This window comes from Pectinatus haikarae (assembly GCF_015732185.1).
GTDB lineage: Bacteria > Bacillota > Negativicutes > Selenomonadales > Selenomonadaceae > Pectinatus > Pectinatus haikarae.
The window spans coordinates 14,307-33,823 of record NZ_WIQM01000002.1; the positions used below are offsets into that span (position 1 = coordinate 14,307).

General features: G+C 38.7%; 22 protein-coding genes. All 22 read right to left on the reverse strand.

All coding sequences use genetic code 11. The annotated features are described in order from the left end of the window. Window positions 1-31 precede the first annotated feature (31 nt). Window positions 32-1,267: a BaiN/RdsA family NAD(P)/FAD-dependent oxidoreductase gene (locus I6758_RS00890; protein ID WP_196603336.1), complete on the reverse strand. Its 1,236-nt coding sequence runs from the start codon at window positions 1,265-1,267 to the stop codon at window positions 32-34. Further along, entirely contained in the window at window positions 1,264-2,001 is a 738-nt protein-coding gene (locus tag I6758_RS00895; protein ID WP_307223975.1) for a pseudouridine synthase, read from the reverse strand. The genes I6758_RS00890 and I6758_RS00895 overlap by 4 nt, the downstream gene beginning before the upstream one ends. A 193-nt stretch (window positions 2,002-2,194) precedes the next feature. Further along, window positions 2,195-2,791, reverse strand: a complete 597-nt coding sequence (locus I6758_RS00900; RefSeq protein WP_196603338.1) for a hypothetical protein — start codon at window positions 2,789-2,791, stop codon at window positions 2,195-2,197. Between the two features lie 19 nt (window positions 2,792-2,810). Beyond that, window positions 2,811-3,143: a hypothetical protein gene (locus I6758_RS00905; protein ID WP_196603339.1), complete on the reverse strand. Its 333-nt coding sequence runs from the start codon at window positions 3,141-3,143 to the stop codon at window positions 2,811-2,813. A gap of 22 nt (window positions 3,144-3,165) precedes the next feature. Next, window positions 3,166-4,770, reverse strand: coding sequence for a DUF342 domain-containing protein (locus I6758_RS00910; RefSeq protein WP_196603340.1), 1,605 nt, complete (start codon window positions 4,768-4,770; stop codon window positions 3,166-3,168). A gap of 82 nt (window positions 4,771-4,852) precedes the next feature. Then, entirely contained in the window at window positions 4,853-5,611 is a 759-nt protein-coding gene (locus tag I6758_RS00915) for a sigma-70 family RNA polymerase sigma factor (protein ID WP_196603341.1), read from the reverse strand. Window positions 5,612-5,874: 263 nt separating this feature from the next. Beyond that, on the reverse strand, window positions 5,875-6,024 hold the full coding sequence (locus tag I6758_RS00920) for a hypothetical protein (RefSeq protein WP_196603342.1): 150 nt from the start codon (window positions 6,022-6,024) through the stop codon (window positions 5,875-5,877). A gap of 12 nt (window positions 6,025-6,036) precedes the next feature. Beyond that, the gene (locus tag I6758_RS00925; RefSeq protein WP_196603343.1) at window positions 6,037-6,522 is read right to left on the reverse strand and encodes a chemotaxis protein CheD; all 486 of its coding nucleotides are present in this window, start codon (window positions 6,520-6,522) and stop codon (window positions 6,037-6,039) included. Between the two features lies 1 nt (window position 6,523). Next, window positions 6,524-7,129: a chemotaxis protein CheC gene (locus I6758_RS00930; protein ID WP_231038447.1), complete on the reverse strand. Its 606-nt coding sequence runs from the start codon at window positions 7,127-7,129 to the stop codon at window positions 6,524-6,526. 21 nt (window positions 7,130-7,150) lie between these two features. Beyond that, window positions 7,151-7,627: a chemotaxis protein CheW gene (locus I6758_RS00935; protein ID WP_196603345.1), complete on the reverse strand. Its 477-nt coding sequence runs from the start codon at window positions 7,625-7,627 to the stop codon at window positions 7,151-7,153. A gap of 17 nt (window positions 7,628-7,644) precedes the next feature. Beyond that, entirely contained in the window at window positions 7,645-9,687 is a 2,043-nt protein-coding gene (locus tag I6758_RS00940; RefSeq protein WP_196603346.1) for a chemotaxis protein CheA, read from the reverse strand. Window positions 9,688-9,708: 21 nt separating this feature from the next. Further along, window positions 9,709-10,752, reverse strand: a complete 1,044-nt coding sequence (locus tag I6758_RS00945) for a protein-glutamate methylesterase/protein-glutamine glutaminase (RefSeq protein WP_196603347.1) — start codon at window positions 10,750-10,752, stop codon at window positions 9,709-9,711. Window positions 10,753-10,765: 13 nt separating this feature from the next. Continuing rightward, window positions 10,766-11,455 (reverse strand): flagellar brake protein, encoded by a 690-nt coding sequence (locus tag I6758_RS00950; RefSeq protein WP_196603348.1) that lies wholly within the window; start codon window positions 11,453-11,455, stop codon window positions 10,766-10,768. Between the two features lie 20 nt (window positions 11,456-11,475). Continuing rightward, a complete protein-coding gene (locus I6758_RS00955) occupies window positions 11,476-12,378 on the reverse strand; it encodes a MinD/ParA family protein (RefSeq protein WP_196603349.1) in 903 nt (300 codons plus the stop codon). Between the two features lie 5 nt (window positions 12,379-12,383). After that, window positions 12,384-13,697: a flagellar biosynthesis protein FlhF gene (gene flhF, locus I6758_RS00960; RefSeq protein WP_196603350.1), complete on the reverse strand. Its 1,314-nt coding sequence runs from the start codon at window positions 13,695-13,697 to the stop codon at window positions 12,384-12,386. Beyond that, a complete protein-coding gene (gene flhA / locus I6758_RS00965; RefSeq protein WP_196603351.1) occupies window positions 13,698-15,764 on the reverse strand; it encodes a flagellar biosynthesis protein FlhA in 2,067 nt (688 codons plus the stop codon). A gap of 37 nt (window positions 15,765-15,801) precedes the next feature. Then, a complete protein-coding gene (gene flhB, locus I6758_RS00970; protein WP_196603360.1) occupies window positions 15,802-16,926 on the reverse strand; it encodes a flagellar biosynthesis protein FlhB in 1,125 nt (374 codons plus the stop codon). Beyond that, window positions 16,886-17,671, reverse strand: a complete 786-nt coding sequence (gene fliR, locus I6758_RS00975) for a flagellar biosynthetic protein FliR (RefSeq protein ID WP_196603352.1) — start codon at window positions 17,669-17,671, stop codon at window positions 16,886-16,888. Before fliR ends, flhB begins: the two co-directional genes overlap by 41 nt. 55 nt (window positions 17,672-17,726) lie before the next feature. After that, window positions 17,727-17,996 (reverse strand): flagellar biosynthesis protein FliQ, encoded by a 270-nt coding sequence (gene fliQ / locus I6758_RS00980; RefSeq protein ID WP_196603353.1) that lies wholly within the window; start codon window positions 17,994-17,996, stop codon window positions 17,727-17,729. Between the two features lie 11 nt (window positions 17,997-18,007). Further along, window positions 18,008-18,760: a flagellar type III secretion system pore protein FliP gene (fliP, locus tag I6758_RS00985; protein ID WP_196603354.1), complete on the reverse strand. Its 753-nt coding sequence runs from the start codon at window positions 18,758-18,760 to the stop codon at window positions 18,008-18,010. A gap of 17 nt (window positions 18,761-18,777) precedes the next feature. After that, complete coding sequence (gene fliO / locus I6758_RS00990) at window positions 18,778-19,329, reverse strand: flagellar biosynthetic protein FliO (RefSeq protein ID WP_196603355.1); 552 nt, start codon at window positions 19,327-19,329, stop codon at window positions 18,778-18,780. Next, window positions 19,329-19,517, reverse strand: a 189-nt coding sequence (locus I6758_RS00995; protein ID WP_196603356.1) for a response regulator, incomplete at its 5' end; no start/stop codon positions are given. The genes I6758_RS00995 and fliO, both read right to left, overlap by 1 nt.

Sequence of the window (19,517 nt, forward strand, 5' to 3'; positions counted from 1 at the left end):
TTAAAACAATTTTTCCTGCCAACATCTGTATTTACTGTTTTCCTGCCATAATACCTGCCGTATATCCCATGGAAAAAGCTGCCTGAAGATTAAAACCACCTGTATATCCATCTATATCTGTTACTTCTCCTGCGAAAAACAACCCCTCAAGCAGTTTTGACTGCATTGTTTTAGGATCTATTTCCTTTACGTTCACACCTCCGCAAGTAACTATAGCCTCCGGCAAAGGACGAGCTTTTTCAATGTCGAATGGTAGTTTTTGCAAAGTTTCTGTCAAATGGATTCTCTCTTTTTTAGTAATTTCATCCACAGATTTATCGCCATCTATATAAGCCAGATCAAGGACTATCGGTATAAGCCTATGTGGCAAAAGATCAATCATAGCATTTTTCACCTGCTTGCGTGTATACTTTTTAAAATCTCTTTGTATACGTGCGTTCAGTTGCTCCGGTGTGAGTGCAGGTTTTAAATTAACAGCCAGATATACTTTCTTTTTCTCCGCTAAGGAAAGGACAATCTGCCTGCTAAGTGATAAAACAATCGGTCCCGTCACACCAAAATGTGTGAACATCATTTCCCCGAACATTTCAGCTGATTTTTTTTCATCAGTAAAAACACTAACGCGCACATTACGCAGCGATAATCCCTGAAGGCTTTTAACCCATTCGTCATCACTCACCAAAGGAACCAATGCAGGCTGCAAAGAGATAATATTATGTCCAGCCTCCCGTGCCAATTTTGCACCTGAACCATCCGATCCTGTGACTGGATAACTGGCTCCGCCAGCTGCCAAAACAACAGCATCAGCTTCGATTACATCATCTTTTATCTTAACACCCTTTATTTTTCCATCGTGGCTGATTATTTTTTCAACATCTGTATTAAATCTCATTTCAACCTGACAATCATACATTTTATCAGTCAAAGCTTTTACAACATCCGCAGCCTTATCACTTTGCGGAAAAACTCTGCCACCTCGTTCCACTTTTGTAGGCACGCCAATCTGTTGAAAAAAATCTATCACATCTTCATTAAAAAAATTTTTAAAAGCACTATACAAAAACTTTCCATTTCCAGGAATGTTTTTCATAAACCCAGACAGATCCGCTGTGTTAGTAATATTGCAGCGGCCTTTTCCCGTTATCATCAGCTTCCTGCCTGGTCTATCTTTCTTTTCCAGCAAAATAACTTTATTATCCGCTGCTGATGCCTGCACCGCAGCCATCATTCCTGCCGGACCGGCTCCTATAATTACTATATTTTTCATAAATTATTTTCAGTGATTACAGTAATCAACTGAGTAAGTTCCTCCTCCGTCAGTCTGCGATATTTTCCTCTTTTAAGACCCTTCATATCAAGCCCTGCAAACTGTTTTCGTTTCAATGTCAAAACATCATTTCCTGTCGCTTCAAACATGCGGCGTACCTGGCGATTGCGTCCTTCGTGAATTTTAAGCTGAATTCTGCTGCGATTTGTACTATCATCGTATTTTATGATCTTTACATCGGCGGGTGCCGTCACTCCATCTTTCAACATTATACCATGTCTGAGCCTGCCAAGATTTTCACTGCTTAATCTTCCCGCAATAGTTGCTGAATATACTTTTTCAACCTTAAATTTAGGATGAAGCAATTTTTGCATCAGATCACCATCATTTGTCAGAAGAATCAAGCCTTCCGTATTATTATCAAGCCTGCCTACAGGAAAAATCCTCTGTGGAATATCAGCCACTAACTGCATTATTGTCTTCCTGCCATGTTCATCTTTTACAGTAGAAATAAAACCTTTTGGCTTATACAGAATAATATACACTTTTTCTTCTGCTTTTTTTATTATGTTCCCATCAAATCTTACCACATCTTTTATGGCGTCTACAGTAATGCCCTGCTGTCTGACTATTTTTCCGTTGACACTTATGCGACCGCTGTCAATCAAGCTTTCTGCATAGCGACGCGAAGCAACACCGCAGCCGGCAATAAATTTTTGCAATCGTTCCAAAATATTACTCCCAATACTAAATTATTATTTTACATTTTTATATAAATCCTTAAGTTTCTCATTAAAAATTTGGGTTCATATAGTAATACATCATTCTATCCTATAAGCACACTGCATGGCAAGCAAATCATAAAAAAAACTAATTATTAACAAAAAATAAAAGGCTGATACATTGATCTGCATCAACCTGGCTAATCTATTTCACTTTTTCTTTTTCATAAATTTGCACAATCATATCTACTGCTCCTCTGCCGATTGACAACATACGGCTTATCTCCTCCGCAGACATGCCTTTATCAAGCAAAACATGCACTTTTTTCACCTTTTCTGACATAACATGTTTACTTTCCGTCTGCCTATATACTTTTTTATCAACTGCAATTGATTGACTGTCTTCATTGGAAAAAACGTCTATTCGTCCTCCATACCTGCTTTCTGAAACAGAATTCAATAGATCATCAAAATCTGCTGCATTTGATGCGTTTTCTGTGGTTGCCATTCGCAAAGAAGTTTTATTTTCTTCCTCCGCAAAAATTGCACAATAACGCCTTAATTCTTCAGTCTTTTTATCAGCAGTATCTATCATTTTCTCCAGACGATCCAGCTGCTCATTTATTTGTTTGGAAATTCTGTTTCCTGTGTTCTCCAACTCTTTTTTCAGTTGCTGCGCAGCCTGGGCAATACCTTCTTCTGTATCATCAGCAATATCTTTTTTATTATTGCCGCTATGCTTAAGCAATAATATAAGCAAAACGCCTACAATGATTATTACTCCTAATATTTCAGTAAACATTTCGCACTCCCAAATATACTTATAACTTGATATCTATATTATGTCCTCGCACCGCATCGGTCAAAACTTCATTTTCATCCTGAACTGCTTCCGCCGGATCATTTTTGCGTCTGTTTGAAGTGCCGCTGCCATCACCACCGCTTTTTCCCTGTTGGTCATTCCTGATCTTACCGCCCTCAGCTTTTTCTTTCGCATAGACCTGCATCTGTTTTTTTTCTGATTCCTGCTGGAGTTTTTCGTTACCGAAATTCTGCGCAGTAGCCACCTGATGATTCATTTTATTTTGCATATTCCCGACTTCTGAACTGTTTGGCAGCATAGCTTGTAAATTACCAATCGGATTAACAGACATATTTTCTCCCTCACTTAAAATATCAATAAGGATTCAACCTTACACATTCCTTCTCAACATCCGCTGAAAAAGAACAGTGCTGTGCTTCTGTCTGAACAGTATAAAGAAATTTCGCCACTATAATTTTAACACCAGGGTTCACTTTATCAGACACTCTTATTTTAGCATTATCCATACTTTTCAATTGTCCCGAAATTTCTTTTAATTCGGCTTCTTCTCTTTCCAGCTTCCCTGCCAGAGGAAACTGCATTCTCTTCAGCTTAGCAAATTTTTCCTGCCGCTCTGCAGACAATTTCTCGTCTGTGCCTAGCATATTTAAAGCATTCTTAATATTCTTTAATTGTTTTTTATCATTTCCTATACTGTCAGTTATAAGCCTATACTTTTTATTGATAATCGGATTGACTCCCACTTCAACTTTTGTAACTATATCCATAAAGTTCCCTAAAATTTTAACATCTATCAGCACACCTGCCGTAGAATGTCCGCCTACAATTTGCCCTCTCCGGTCCTTTATAATTATTTTGCGCCCGGCATTTATCTCTGAATGTAAAGCTACATCAGCTATATATATATCTCTTTCGGCAGTAATATCCGCATTTTCAATAAAATTGGTGCGTATGTCTTCCCTGGCATATATCTTACCGCGGCGCATACCTAAAATACCGCCTTCTATATAAATATTCCTGGCTTCAACAGTACCTCCGCTCACAGTGCCGCCGATATTGACATCACCGTCAGCCCTGACAGCGAAACCATCTTGAACATTTCCCTTAATAAAGACGCTGCCGTTAAAATTTATGTTACCAGTAGATACATCTACATCACTGCTTATCTCTAGCTTGGGATCAACAGTAATACGGTTGCCCTCTTCAATAGCCTGTCCGTCTATAGCCGCAATAAGCAGATTCTCATCTATGATTTCCGTATTTTTTCCCTTAGCAAGAGGAATCGGCTTGCCCGGCCGGCAGATAATTTCCTGTCCCATAATATTCATGCCATTTTCGCCTTTTGTCTGCGGTATCCGTTCTGCCAGAGGATCCCCTTTAGCTACGAGAAAACATAAATTCATATCTTTATAGTTTACTTTACCATAATTTCCGCTGCTTGGCCTACCTTTTTGGGAAAAATCAATATACTTTTTTATATAAGCATTTTCACCATTTTTCGCAATTTTTCCTTGGGCAATCACTTGGCTGCACGAGGGAACTTTCACAAATTCATCTATAAGTGCTTCGTCTATACCATAGGTTATATTTTTATCCGCCAAAAGCTCCATGATATAATCTCTATCATACTGAAATTCGCCGTCATCACCTGAAAAACTTATAACAGCCTCCATCTTATCCTTGCTTATATCTATTACTGGCACAGGGATGACTTTCTCCTGTGCTGCCTCTGGTGCAACAATTTCACTTCGCACGCCCGAATGTTCTTGGATAGTTTTTAATAAATCCGTAATTTTATAATTCTTTATCCCATGTTTTTTTAAAAGAGCACATAATAATGTAACATCTTTAAAAAAAGGGCTGTTTTCTTTTGGTACATAGATAGTCAGAAAAACGCCCTCAGATAAAATTTCAAGCAAGAATCCTTCTTTTTCACTGCCAAATACAATGTCTGACACATTAAATCCTCCTAACTTGCCAACGCTTGGAATTTTATTGATATTATTACAGAGAATATATTTCGATTATACTATGATCTTATTAAAAAAAATCTGACTTAGATCTCGCCAGATATCCTCTCAGCCTAAGAACAGCTCTCTTATGCAGCTGGCTTATACGGGCTTCTGATAAATTCAGCGTCAGTCCAATTTCCTTCAAAGTCAATTCTTCCGAATAATACAGTGATATGATCAGCTTTTCCTTAGGCGCCAATTTATTAATAGCCTCTGTCAGTTTTTGTTTAATAAATTCACGATTAAGGCTTTTGTCCAAATCACTGCCTTGACTAACCGCATATTCTGCACTTATATAGTCTTCAAGTGACACCAGAGATGCTGTACTCATATTAGATTCCAAGCTATATAATTCGTCAAGGCTGACTGACAAAGATTCGGCTAGTTCATTTTTAGTTGGTACCCGTTCCAGTTTAGCTTCCAGTTTCGTGTACACAGTCTCATATGTCTTGATTTTTTTCCGCAATGACACCGAAAGCCAATCTTTGGATCGCAGATAATCAAGAACAGACCCACGAATACGACTTCTTGCATAAGTTTCAAACTTTATTCCCAAATTGATATCAAACCTTGCTATAGCGTCCATTAAGCCGAAAAAACCACTGCTTATCAAATCATCGCGTTCAATATGAGACGGCAGATTATATGAAATATGACCCACTACAATATTCACCAATGCCAAATAATTTTCAATCAGATTATTTCGGGCAGCCATATCATTATTTTCTTTATATTTTTTCCATAAATCGGCTATATCGGTGGCAGAAAAGGATTTAGCTATTTGCAATTTTCGAGCCCCCTTATTATCAGTTATACATAATAACTATTATTAATAATCAGCAGCAAATAGTATATGTCACAGCCATATTACTTTTCATTTAATATTAATTGTCTTTTGAGCATCATTGTTCGGCAAAACACTTTGCTTTTCCTGCTCTTGTCCAAAAAACTTTTCTGTTATTTTTTTAGAAGCTCTTAAAGAGCGAACTCATCAGCAATAATATTAAAAAATTTGACAGTAATACCGTTATGAACATAAAACACATTCTTCTAAAAATCTGATAAATCCTTTATCGTATCGGCCACCATAATATTCAATGCCGATATACATCCTAAAAAAATGAATAGAATAAACACCTGCAGACATTTTTTTCTAAAAGCCCGCACCCATATTATTCTGATGTCCATTATATCCATCATATCAATCACCTGTTAAATGGTTTTTTCACCCTTATTGATAGTCCTTATTTTATAAAGTCCTGTAGTCAGATCCATTTCTACAGTACGACCATATGTACCGCCCAGGTCCTCACTAGCAATCTTTATACCGCATTTTTGCAAGGTTTTTTTAGCTAATTCTGCATTTCTTTTTCCGATCGCCATAATGTCCGATGCGCCGGCAAATTGGAACATTTGTGATCCACCGGCCATCTTAGCCTCTATTCTGGACTTAACAGCACCCAGCGCGATAACTTCCTTCAACAATAAAGGAATACCCGTATCCGCAAATTTGGCGGGATTTTCATTGGCGCGGGCTTGTGTACTATCAGGCAGCATAATATGCACCAACCCGCCAACTTTGCTTTTCGCATCATATAATGTGATTCCTATACATGACCCTAATCCGTAACTGATAATCGTAGCAGGTGATTTACCAACTTTATAATCAGCTATACCGACCTTTAACAATTCAGCCATGTCATTTCACTCCTACCGCATTCAAAATTATTTGGAGCGAACCTGAATCAGGTATCAAAAAGAAATGTCCATTTATGCCATCATCTTCGGATAAAAACTGAGTTTCTATAACCAAAGCATGGTCTCCCATCTGACCAAGCTGAACAATAACAACATTTAAAATTGCCCCTGCCATATCAACTGCCATAGCAGGAATAGAAGGCAATAATGTTAACTTCGTATAATAAGATAATGCATTTAAATAAGCCCCTGCAAGTATATTGCCTATTTCCATCAATGCAGATTGATCCATTTCGGTCAACTCTCCATCGGCACTTTTTTGCTCGCCCAGTAAATGTTCCACCAAATAAAAGGCACTTTCTCTTGGCATAAGGAACAGTACACTGCCAGGAGCTTTGCCATATACTCGCAGAAAAATTCCAGCCACCATAGTGTCAGGACCACCTACCAAATCAGGAACATCAGCTAGTGGAACTACAGAAACACTTGGAACATCCATATCGATTTTCTTGTTGATAAGCTGTGAGAGAGCCGTAGCCGAATTTCCAGCTCCTACATTTCCTATTTCTCTTATTGCATCCAGCTGCATCGCTGATAGATTTAACATACTGTCCGACACACGCTCACCTCATTTAATTTCACCGTTCAGTCCCAATATTTCAGATAGATTTAACAATATAACCAGTCTGTTGTTAAGATTGCCTATACCATTGATGAACTTGTTGGATTCAGAATGCGCATCATTTTCTGTAGACGTAATTTGTTTTGAACTTGTTATATGTGCAGAATCTATAGTCAAAACTTCTGTAACAGCATCAACAATCATCCCGACTGTTATTTCTTCAAGTTTTACGACGATAATACGTGTCGCATCAGTATATTCCGCATCGGGCAGTCCTATGCGTTTTTTCAAGTCTATTACCGGCAGTACACTGCCTCTTAAATTCATTACACCCTTTATAAAATCTGGCGTAAATGGTACGCGAGTTATATCTGTAAGACGCTTTATCTCTTCAACATTTAAAATACTCATGCCATATTCTTCACGTTTTAATTTAAATGCAACTATCTGCACTTCATTCGATGAAACCTCATGCTGCTCCATGTGATATTCCTCCTAAATTATTGCATCAAAATAGCGACATCCAAAATCAGCGCTATCTGCCCGTTTCCTAAAACAGTAGCTCCGGAAATAACTTTAATACCCGACAAAAGCTTACCCAATGTCTTAATAACTATTTCCTGCTGACCGATAAGTTTATCTACCATGATACCGCATTTTTTATCGCCGACATGAACTACTACTACATAAATTTCTTCATCTTCTTTGTCTTCCGCACTAACGACATTAAGGGCACGGTCCAGACGGACTATAGGAATTATTTCACCGCGGATGACAATCGTTTCTTTATTTTGGATAGTCTTTATATCTTCAGGCGTTATATTTATCGTGCTATCAATGGCGGCTAGCGGAATAGCATAAATCTCTTCCTGAACATCAACCAGCAGCGCTTGGATGATAGCCAAGGTCAAAGGCAGTTTGATCTTGAATATACTGCCTTCATTCTTTTTCGTTTCCACATCTATAACTCCACCTAAAGCCTCAATGGTGGTACGAACGACATCCATACCCACACCGCGCCCGGATACATCAGTTATTACGTCAGAAGTAGAAAATCCCGGCAGGAAAATAAGCCGCACAGCTTCAGCATCTGTCATGTTGTCGCCGTCTTCCTGGGTAATGACACCTTTTTCGATAGCCTTATTACGAATAATATTGGCATCTATCCCCGCACCATCGTCAGTGACCATGATAATGACATTATTACCTTCATGACGAGCGATAAGCCCTACCTTGCCGACACGTGATTTGCCTTTTGCTTCACGGTCATCAGGATGCTCAATACCATGATCCATTGAATTGCGAATAAGATGAACCAACGGATCCCCTATTTCATCAATTACCGTTCTATCCAGCTCTGTATCTTCACCTTCGATTGTAAGATTGACTTCCTTATTAAGTTCCTTGGCCAAATCGCGGACAACTCTGGGAAATCTATTAAAAACCTGACCGACTGTTACCATTCTTACCTTCATGACGATTGACTGCAAATCACCTGTCACACGGTCCATCTGCTCTACCGTTTCAACCAGTTCTGCTATACGGTGAGTATTGCCGATCTGCTCAAGTCTCGTTTTATTAATGACAAGTTCCCCAACCAAATTCATCAACGAATCCAATCTCTCTATCCCAACACGGACCGACTGCCCGCTTTTCATATTGTCATGATGCTGAATTGCCTGTTTTTTTACTGCAGGTGCATTTTTTTTCACTGCAGCCGGAACTGAAGCCTTCTTTTCAACACTTATATTCTTTTTAACAGGAGCAGGTACGTTTATCAATTTTATAATCACTTTTTTTATTTCAGAAATATTCATAAGAATAGATTCTACTTTTTGTTCTTCTTCCCCTGTCAGCAAAATAAGCTCAAATTCAAGATCAAATTTTTCCTGTTCAAGATCTTCTGTTGGCGGGATGGATTTTATAACATCACCGATCTCATCCAAAGCAGACATTACCATATAAGAACGCACTGTCTTTAATACACATGTATCCGCCAAAATGACTTTTACCTGCATAGCGCGCAATCCTGAGTCCTTAGCACTATTTATCAAATCTAAATCTATATCAGAAAGTTCAATGTCTGTTGGGGGAACTATTGTTTCATTATCAGCTTTTTTGCCGGCAGACTCTGCTGCCTTAGGTGCCGCCGGCTGTTGATTTCCTGTAGCTATAGCATTCAACCGGTCTACTAAATCTTTGACTTCTACAGAATTTTCCGGATCGCCGTCACTGACATTATCTACCATCTGCTGCAATGCATCAATGCATTTGAACAAAACATCAACAATATCTTCATCTGCTTTTAGTTTATCATTTCTGATTAAGTCAAGGACATTTTCCATATCATGAGTAAGCTCAGCTATAGCAGTGAACCCCATTGTCGCAGACATACCTTTCAAAGTATGTGCGCTTCTGAAAATTTCGTTTATTGCGCTCGAATCTGCGGGGTCCCTTTCGAGATCCAGGAGACGCTCATTTAATGACTGCAGATGATCTTTTGATTCTTCTAAAAACATCTCCATATACTGATTAGTATCCATTTTTATTCCCCCAAAACTATATTATTTTCTTTTTACAGCATTAACTATCGCATCAGCTATCTTGTCTATAGGCAGCACCTCATCAGCTATCCCAAGATCAATTACAGCTTTCGGCATGCCATACACTACTGAAGTAGATTTATCTTCAGCAATTATATATCCATTAACTTTTTTTATGTTTTCCATTCCATGCATTCCATCATTGCCCATTCCTGTAAGTATGACAGACACAAGCTTTCTGCCAAATGGAACAACAGATTCAAATAGCGCGTTCACCGATGGTCTGTGATTTCCAATAGGGGGATCCTGATTAAGAGAGATTATACCGCCCGCTGTATCGTAACGCACACGCATATGATAATTCCCCGGTGCTATGTAAACATGCGCAGGTTTTATGCGTTCACCATCTTCTGCCTCTTTGACAGATACCGCAGAAAGCTGGTTTAATCTCTCTGCCAGTGATTTTGTAAAACCAGGCGGCATATGCTGAACTATCACCACCCCGCACGGCAGATCAGCTGGCAGTCTGGTTATTACCTGCTGAAGAGCCTTTGGTCCTCCTGTTGAAGTTCCAATTGCGATTAATTTGCCTAAACTGCCAGCCGAAAAAAATGACTCAGGCAGCGATCGTCCAACCTTGTTGTGTTCAGTATATCTTATGACGGATTGCAAATTAGCCCTGGCAGCTGCATAACACTTGCCGGTTATTTCATCACTGATAGTATCTATCCGTGAAATACTGCCTCCTGTTTTATTTATAAAATCCACTGCTCCCAGTTCCAATGCTTTTATTGTTTCTTCAGCTCCTGACCTTGTAAGGCTGCTTATCATTACAACAGGCAGTGGACATTCCTTCATAATCACTTCCAGTGCCTGCAAACCATCCATAAGCGGCATATTTACGTCAAGAGTAAGAACATCCGGTTTCAATTTCAAAACCTTTTCTATCGCGTCTTTTCCATTAATTGCTGTTCCTGCCACTTCAAAACGATTATCTAAAACAAATAAATCTGACAGGATTTTTCTCATAAAACTGGAATCATCTGCTATTAAAACACGAATCAACGATATCCCCTCCTTATTTTGAAATAATCCCCTTATTGATCAGCTCTCTTTGCTTACTAAACAAATACTTCACTAATCTGTTCTGAATTGCTTTAGACAAATCAGTAAACCGACCGCCAATCAAATATTTTTCTCCATTTTTTAAAAATGCACAACGTTTTACTTCTACAAAAGTATGTATCCTGCCCACTGAAGGAATCGGCGTAGTTTCAACAGTCAATATTGTACCAAGCGGAAATGGTTCAGCAGATAAAAAGGATACGCCGTTCCCGCTCATATCCACACTGTCTGTACGAAAAGGTACCCCCAAACTGCCATCTTTAGCAGCAACTGAGATCTTCAAAGCCACTACCGCAGGTATCCGTACAAATTCCCGATTCTGACTTTTTACAACAGTAGCATTCATCGTTAATTTCCATACAGGAATAATTTTTTTATCCATATGACCATATCGGGCCGTAAACGAATATATATGATTTTGTTCTATGATACGTCCTTCTATTATCTGCCCTGCCCCAGGTATAACAGGCCGCAGCATTGAATCCATTGGCAATGCAAGAAAAACATCGTCATTTTTTATATCTTCCACTCTGCTGGTATATACTTCACTTTGCTCATCATCGACATCACCTATTTTGCTGATTTCTACACGTTGACCGATTTTTAAAACCTTTTTTGTTTCAAAAACATCAATCCGTTTCATCACCTATTTCCTCCATAAAATTATCTTGAAAAAATCAAACGCTGCAAAAAATCACGCCAGCCTCGTTTAACTTTTAGATTGCATCCCTGCAGAATTGATTGAGCTATGACTGTGATACATTTTGCTGCTATTGTATCAGGATACGATAATAGAAGCGGATTCTGCCTCTTGATTGCATTCACCATATTGCGATCATCATAAATCACGCCAAGAGACTCTATAGAAACTCCCAAAAATTTTCTTGTTGTCGTTATAAGCTTCGAGCTGACTTCAATGCCCTCATTCTCATCATATATTCGATTAACGACAAGCTTGATATTTAAATTATCACAGCTCACCCGGCAAGCCTTCACAACAGCATATGCATCTGTAAGTGCCGTCGGTTCCGGAGTGGTAAGTAAAATAATTTCATCAGCAGCCTCCAAAAAATCCAACACATTTCTGCCAACACCCGCACCGGTATCTACCAAAATTATATCAGCAAAAGCTTCACATTCATATAATTTTTTAATTAACAAGACACGCTCATGCATTGATAGGTCAGCTAATTGTTCAAAACCTGAACCTCCTGAAATGTACTTGATCCCCTCGGGTCCCTCCAAAATGATCGTTTCTAAAGAAATATTATCATTCAACAGATTCATCATCGTATATTTAGAAGAACGTCCCAATATTACTTCAACATTTGCCAGTCCTAAGTCTGCATCAATAATCAGTACACTTTTTCCTGCACGGGAAAGAGCTATAGCCAAATTAACAGTAAAATTTGTTTTCCCCACTCCGCCTTTCCCGCTTGTAACAGCGATGATACGCAAAGACTCAGAAGTATTTTTTTTATTGTTCTGTAATTTTGCTGCCTCTTTCCCATGCGAAAGATTTCTATTTTCAATCATCTGCCTTAGTTTGGCAGCCTGGTCTTCCATAACATCTACCTCAATAAAAGGTCTGCTAAATTTTTTGACTGTGCCGGGAAAATATCGTCCGGCACACTTTGACCATTTGTAAAATATGATAAAGTAAGCGGATATTCCTTCAACAAATTAAGAATCATTCCTATGCTTGAAGTTTCGTCGGTTTTCGTAAAAATAACTTTGTCTGGGGCACATAAAGAAAATTTTCTTATAATATCTATTACATCTTTATACTTTGTTGTCGCACTTAAAACCAGATGTTTTTCAATATCGTCATTTACGCTCAACAAATCATGCAGCTCCATCAGCTGATAATCATTATGCTGGCTCCGACCGGCTGTATCAATCAAAATTAACTGCTTATCCCTATGTCTGTTTATAACATTTTTCAACTCTACAGGAGTATATACAATTTCCAAAGGCAATCCTATTATATCAGAATATGTTTTCAATTGATCAACAGCTGAAATTCTATATGTATCGGCAGTAATTAAAACCGCACGCAGCCCCTGCTCGAGCACGAAGCGTGATGCTATTTTTGCCAGTGTAGTGGTTTTGCCGACACCCGTTGCTCCGATGAGAGCAACAATTTTCATTTTTCCCTTTTCAATTTCTATTCCTGCGGATGTCCCCATATATTTTTCCAGATACTTTAATAAGAACTCCCGTACGTAAGGATCATCTTTATCTGCCAAAAGCTCCTGTTCGTCTTGATTCCCTATGATTTCCTGAACAATTGCCTCATTGACTTCCTGCCCCAGCAATGTCTCTTTTAAGGATATCTTCTTTTTTACCGCACTTGAACTTTTACTTTTTTGCAAGCCCATCACGTTATCCAGAATAACCTTCATTTTGGCAAGCTCTCGTTCCATTTCCTGAATCTTTTTCTGCTGATCTATTTCAGTCGGAGAAAGAACAGATATTTTATCATCCGCCTTTACAACATTAAGATTTTCAGCAGCCGTATTTTGCGGCAAAAAATCCTGTGCATCCAATTTATCTGATAAATCATCACGAATGTTTGCTGTCTTATAGTTTTCCAATATCTGCCTTGGCACAATAGGTCTAATATAGGATTCCTGTTTTATATTAGGTGCACCCGCAGGAACACTTTCTTTTTTACCAGAAGCATTTATCGGCGGCAGGATCTTAGCCTGTGGCGCGTCCTCAATGGCCGCGGTCACTTCAACCATTTTTTTCCCGCCATAGCCCAAAATTCCGCCCGTCGTATATTTCTTCGTGTGTAAAATGACCGCATCAGGTCCCAACTCACTTCTGACTTTATCCATAGCATCCTTCGCAGTGCGTTCTTTAAATACTTTTATTTGCAATTATATTTTCACCACCCCAAGGATCTGTATTTCGACATTCGAATCTATTTCAGCCTGGGACAATACTATAACACCAGAAATAGAACGTTCCACCAATTTTTTAAAATAAATACGTACAGCAGGGCCTGTCAGAACAATAGGCTGATATCCCAAATTCGTAAGGTCCTGCAGAACTTTATTCAATGCCGTTATGAGGTTTTTTGTAGTATTTGGATCAAGGCTGACATAAGATCCGCGTTCCGTTCTTTGTACCGCCCCTGCAATCTTATTTTCCAATTCGGGTGAAAGTGAAACACACGGCAGAACATTGTTCTGCACATATTGACTCGTTATCTGTCTTGTCAACGCATGCCGGACATATTCAGTAAGTATATCCGGGTCCTTGGTTACTTTCGCATAATCAGACAAAACTTCCAAAATAGTTGCCATATCACGTATAGATACTCGTTCATGAAGCAAATTTGCCAATACTTTTTGAATTTCACCAACAGTCAATAAATCAGGAACAACTTCTTCAACGACCGACGGGCTTGTCTTTTTAATATTGTCAATAAGATTTTGCGTTTCCTGCCGTCCAAGTATTTCATCGGCATGTGCCTTTATGACCTCTGTTATATGTGTTGCCAGAACAGAAACAGCATCTACCACTGTATACCCATTAAGTTCTGCTTGTTCCCGCTGCGCTTCCGTTATCCATATAGCTGGTAACCCAAAAGCAGGTTCTGTAGTTGCAATACCGTCAATTTCCTCCACAACAGTACCTGAATTCATTGCTAAATAATGATCAAGTATTAATTCTCCCTTTGCTATTTCAATTCCTCTTAATTTTATGATATATGCATTGGGTTTTATCTGTATATTATCACGTATGCGTATGGTAGGTACAACCAAACCAAGTTCCAGTGCGCATTGCCGCCTGATCATGACAATACGCTCCAAAAGATCACCGCCTTGCCCTGTATCGACAAGAGGTATCAGACTATATCCTATTTCCAATTCCATAGGATCAACCTGAAGAAGCGAAATAACATTTTCCGGTTTTTTAATTTCCTCTTTGTCTTTTTCCTTCTGCTTAACCTTGTTTGTGGCTAAAGAAGCCTTCTGCGATTTATTGAGATTATAGCCTATCAACAATGCCAGTAAAGACAGCGTTAAAAATGGAATAGTCGGCAATCCCGGCGTAATGGCCAAAAACATCAAAACACCTGAGGCAATGAAAAATATCCGCGGATTTCTAAACAGCTGACTGATCAAATCGCTGCCAAGATTGGAATTTGATGCTGCTCTCGTCACGATTATACCGGTGGCCGTGGAAACCATCAGTGCCGGTATCTGATTAACCAAACCTTCACCCACAGTGAGCAGAGTATATTGCTGCAAAGACTGTGCTATAGAAAGATTACGCTGAACCATACCTATTATAAACCCACCAAAGATATTAATGATAATTATTATGATAGCAGCTACAGCATCTCCCTTTACAAATTTACTGGCCCCATCCATAGCTCCGTAAAAATCCGCTTCATGCTGTATCTTTTCACGTCTTGCTCTGGCTTCTGCATCCGTTATCGCCCCTTGATTTAAATCCGCATCAATAGCCATTTGCTTGCCGGGCATAGCGTCCAAAGTAAAACGGGCAGAAACTTCAGCTACACGTTCTGCCCCTTTGGTTATAACAATAAATTGAATTATTATCAAAATAACAAAAACAATAAAACCGACTATAGGATTGCCGCCGACCACAAAATTACCAAAGGAAGTTATTATTTCACCGGCATATCCATCCAGCAAAATCAACCGTGTTGACGAAACATTCAATGCAAGACGAAAAAGTGTTGTTATTAGCAACAATGACGGAAAAACAGAAAAATCTAATGGCTCCACATTGTAAATAGTTACCATTACAATAGTCAATGCCAGTGTAATATTCAAACACAGCAATAAATCCAATAAAAAAGTTGGCAAAGGAATAATCATCATTATGACTATCATGATGATTGCCAAGGCAATAACAACATCACTATATTTATTGATAAAATTTCCTGCCATTGTAGCCGGTGTTGCCATAACGTATTTACTCCTTAAAATCTGATTTAGCGAATATTTAAGCTAATTTTTTCTTTTTGAGTCTGTATACATATGCTAAAACTTCTGCAACAGCCTTATATAATTCCTGCGGTACAACATCTCCGATGTCAGCAGAAAGGTATAGAGCTCTTGCCAAAGGTTTATTTTCTACTATGGCTATTCCTGCATCACGCGCAATTTGTTTTATTCTCTGTGCAACAAGATCTTGTCCTTTTGCAATAATGACCGGAGCCGTCATTCCTTTTTCATATTGAAGAGCAATTGCAAAATGTGTAGGATTTGTAATGATGACATCTGCTTTTGGCACTTCATGCATCATACGCTGCAAAGACATTTGTTTTTGCTTTTGCTTTATCTTGCCCTTTATCTGAGGATCACCTTCAGTCTGCTTGAATTCATCCTTTATGTCCTGCTTACTCATTTTCAGCTCCTGCTTATGCTGCCATTTCTGATACATGAGATCCATAATTCCCAGTATGAGCAATACAGCACATATTTCAAAAGCTAACTTAAAAATAATATCGACTATGCTTACAAGTGCCATCTGCAGATCCATAAAAATAAGCTTAGGCATTTGTATGACCTGATCTATTATATATAAATAAACAAAATACCCTACTATGAGTATTTTAGCTATAGACTTTGCCAATTCCACCAAAGAACGTTTGGAAAAAATACGACCTATGCCTGTAATAGGATTTAAGCGATTTAAATCAAAAGTCAAAGGTTCCGTAGAAAAAACAAAACCTACCTGATAATAATTGAGTGCCAGGCCTGCAAGTAATACGGCAAACATAATTGGCGCCAGTGTTTTTGCCAAAACAACCATTGTTTCCATAAACAGATGAACAACTGATTCAGCATTGAGAGGTCCCTCTAAATTAGTAAAAATCAATGCCATAAACTGCGTTAATTCCCTATAAATATAGGTACCACAATTCCATAATGTAAAAAAACCCGCCAGAATAACAATCGAAGCTGATAAATCCTGACTTCGCGCTACCTGCCCTTTATTATGCGCATCCGACATACGCTTAGAAGTCGGATCTTCTGTCTTTTCTCCGGCAAACAGCTGAATATCAAATGAAATATAGTTTTTTTTACCCTGATATGGCTCGCAGCATCGCTGTAATATCGCCATACAATTCATTAAAAATCACATCCAAAAAGAGTGCATAAAATGGCAGCATAATACCAATTACAAATATGCCTATAATGATCTGGGCAGGTATCCCGACAACAAAAATATTCATCTGCGGCATTGTTCTTGCCAAAACTCCGAGTCCCACATTGGTCAATAATATAGCAAATAATACGGGTAATGCCAATTTCAACCCAGTGGCAAATACGCCGCCGATAATATCTATCATAAACATTACAATTCTACCGTCAAATTGAGCAGACATCGCCGGTACTGCCATAAAACTTTCAGACAGTGCCGATAGAATAATATAATGTCCGTTGGCCGATAAAAAAATCAGGATACACAGATTATAGAGGAAACTTCCCACCAACGGTACCTGTTGCCCTGATGTCGGATCCATGACACTTATTGTCGCAAATCCCACCTGCATATCAATTAACTGACCGCCGACATTTATAGCCGAAAATAGAACATATCCTACAAAACCTATCATCCAGCCTATCAGAAGCTCAGCCACCACAAGTGCGGCATATTGGTCAACTCTTTGCGGCAGGACGGGCAGACCCTGCATTTCAATTACAGGGAAGAGTACGATACTTATAAAAAACGCCGTACCCACTCTTATTTTTGCGGGAATATTAATACTGCCTAAAAATGGCGATATTAAAAATATACCGCTTATTCGTGTCAGGACCAATAGAAAAAGACCTATATGGTTCTGCAGCATATCAAATAAATCCAAGATTAGAACTACTGCGCCCTAACACAGCTTTTCCTTTCCTAAATACAGCTAACCGTCAGCCTATATAACGAGGCAGATCAATAAAAATACGGGACATATAATCAACCATCATAGTCAGCATCCAAGGACCGAATATAAGTATAGCAACAAAAACAGCAACTATTTTAGGAATAAATGCCAACGTCTGTTCCTGAATGGATGTTGTAGCCTGAAAAACACTCACAAGAAGCCCTATAGCCAGTCCCAAACCAAGCATTGGTGCTGAAATCACCAAAACCATAAGTAAAGCATTTTGGCTCAAATTTATTATTGTATCACCTGACATTTTTCAGCCTCCTATTTAAAACTGACAATAAGTGAATTTATCAAAAGATGCCATCCATCTACCATGACGAACAATAACACTTTGAACGGCAGGGAAATCATAGTTGGCGGCAGCATCATCATCCCCATAGACATTAAAGTACTGGCAACTATCATATCAATAACTATAAAAGGAATATATATCATAAACCCTATCTGAAAAGCTGTTTTCAGTTCACTGATAATAAACGCAGGAATCAAAGTAAATGTTGAAACATCCTCCTGCGTTTCCGGCCGTTCCGCCTGAGACAGATTGACAAACAGAGCTATATCTGCCTCACGTGTCTGCTTAAACATAAATTCCCTCAGAGGTGCAGCAACATTGCTTAAAGCCTCTGTCTGAGATATTTCTCCATTAAGATAGGGCTGCAGTCCATTTTGATTGGCTTCTCCCCAATACGGAGCCATAATATAAAAAGTCAAAAACAAAGACAACCCTATAATCACCTGACTCGGTGGTGCATTTTGGATCGAAAGCGCATTACGCAAAAATGATAATACGACAACAATTCTCACAAAAGCTGTAGTCATGACCAAAATTGCCGGAGCAATAGATAAAATAGTGAGCAGTGCCATCACCTGCAAGGTCACTGCCAAATCCTGAGGATTATTTGATGAGCCTATTCCTATGTTGACATTTGCCGAAGGCAATGGCGCTGCCAGCAAATGAGATGGGATAAGTATAAAAATTGCTGATAATATTAATATTTTAAGGTATTCTTTCAAAACGTGAAAACCTTTCTTTATTTATGATATTTGTTTTTAAAAAACTCTGGCAGTCTTTTGGATATTTTATCCAGAGAGTTTAATTGCTGACCGAAAATCCCCAATGGATTTTTTTCAAGAGATTCATCCGGAAATGATAAATGTAATTTTTCTATTTCCTGCATATCCTTTATTTCCTGCAAAAGTGTTATATTATGATCAGTAACTCCCAAAATCATAATATGACCCGCAATCTCCACAACACAAATGGATTTATTAGGTCCTAAAGGCAAACTCATCAATAATGCCCCATTGCCATTACTTTTAAACTGTTTACCAAAACGATCTCCCAGATAATGTGACACATAATATGCCAAAGCCACAACAAAAACAAATATAACTACCAAACTAAGTAAATAACCAAAGGTGGATATCCATGACGCACTGGTCGGATGCGGATCAGCGTTTTGATATTGAGATAAATAGCCGCCTGATGAAGAATCACCGGCGGCTAAAACGAAAACTACAGGTATAAGCCAACAGAATAAAAATACAGCCGCAGAAAACACAAAAATTCTATACTTTTTCATCAGCCTACAGCTTTGCGAACAGCTTCTAAAACTCTATCAGGCTGGAAAGGTTTTACAATAAAATCACGAGCTCCTGCCTGAATTGCTTCGATAACCATAGCCTGCTGCCCCATAGCACTGCACATGATAACTTTTGCATTTGGATCAGCTTTCTTTATCTCCTTAACAGCAGTTATCCCATCCATTTC

What these genes read in the sequence shown, in the direction of transcription:
- I6758_RS00930 (WP_231038447.1), bottom strand. Translation starts at nt 7,129, where the DNA reads ATGTTAAATCTATCAGCGATGCAGCTGGATGCAATAAGAGAAATAGGA.
- I6758_RS00920 (WP_196603342.1), bottom strand. Translation starts at nt 6,024, where the DNA reads ATGATGGATATAATGGACATCAGAATAATATGGGTGCGGGCTTTTAGA.
- I6758_RS00955 (WP_196603349.1), bottom strand. Translation starts at nt 12,378, where the DNA reads ATGGAAGACCAGGCTGCCAAACTAAGGCAGATGATTGAAAATAGAAAT.
- flhA (WP_196603351.1), bottom strand. Translation starts at nt 15,764, where the DNA reads ATGGCAACACCGGCTACAATGGCAGGAAATTTTATCAATAAATATAGT.
- I6758_RS00925 (WP_196603343.1), bottom strand. Translation starts at nt 6,522, where the DNA reads ATGGCTGAATTGTTAAAGGTCGGTATAGCTGATTATAAAGTTGGTAAA.
- I6758_RS00890 (WP_196603336.1), bottom strand. Translation starts at nt 1,267, where the DNA reads ATGAAAAATATAGTAATTATAGGAGCCGGTCCGGCAGGAATGATGGCT.
- I6758_RS00940 (WP_196603346.1), bottom strand. Translation starts at nt 9,687, where the DNA reads ATGGATACTAATCAGTATATGGAGATGTTTTTAGAAGAATCAAAAGAT.
- flhB (WP_196603360.1), bottom strand. Translation starts at nt 16,926, where the DNA reads ATGGCGATATTACAGCGATGCTGCGAGCCATATCAGGGTAAAAAAAAC.
- fliQ (WP_196603353.1), bottom strand. Translation starts at nt 17,996, where the DNA reads ATGTCAGGTGATACAATAATAAATTTGAGCCAAAATGCTTTACTTATG.
- I6758_RS00905 (WP_196603339.1), bottom strand. Translation starts at nt 3,143, where the DNA reads ATGTCTGTTAATCCGATTGGTAATTTACAAGCTATGCTGCCAAACAGT.
- I6758_RS00950 (WP_196603348.1), bottom strand. Translation starts at nt 11,455, where the DNA reads ATGAAACGGATTGATGTTTTTGAAACAAAAAAGGTTTTAAAAATCGGT.
- fliO (WP_196603355.1), bottom strand. Translation starts at nt 19,329, where the DNA reads ATGAAAAAGTATAGAATTTTTGTGTTTTCTGCGGCTGTATTTTTATTC.
- I6758_RS00900 (WP_196603338.1), bottom strand. Translation starts at nt 2,791, where the DNA reads ATGTTTACTGAAATATTAGGAGTAATAATCATTGTAGGCGTTTTGCTT.
- I6758_RS00935 (WP_196603345.1), bottom strand. Translation starts at nt 7,627, where the DNA reads ATGGAGCAGCATGAGGTTTCATCGAATGAAGTGCAGATAGTTGCATTT.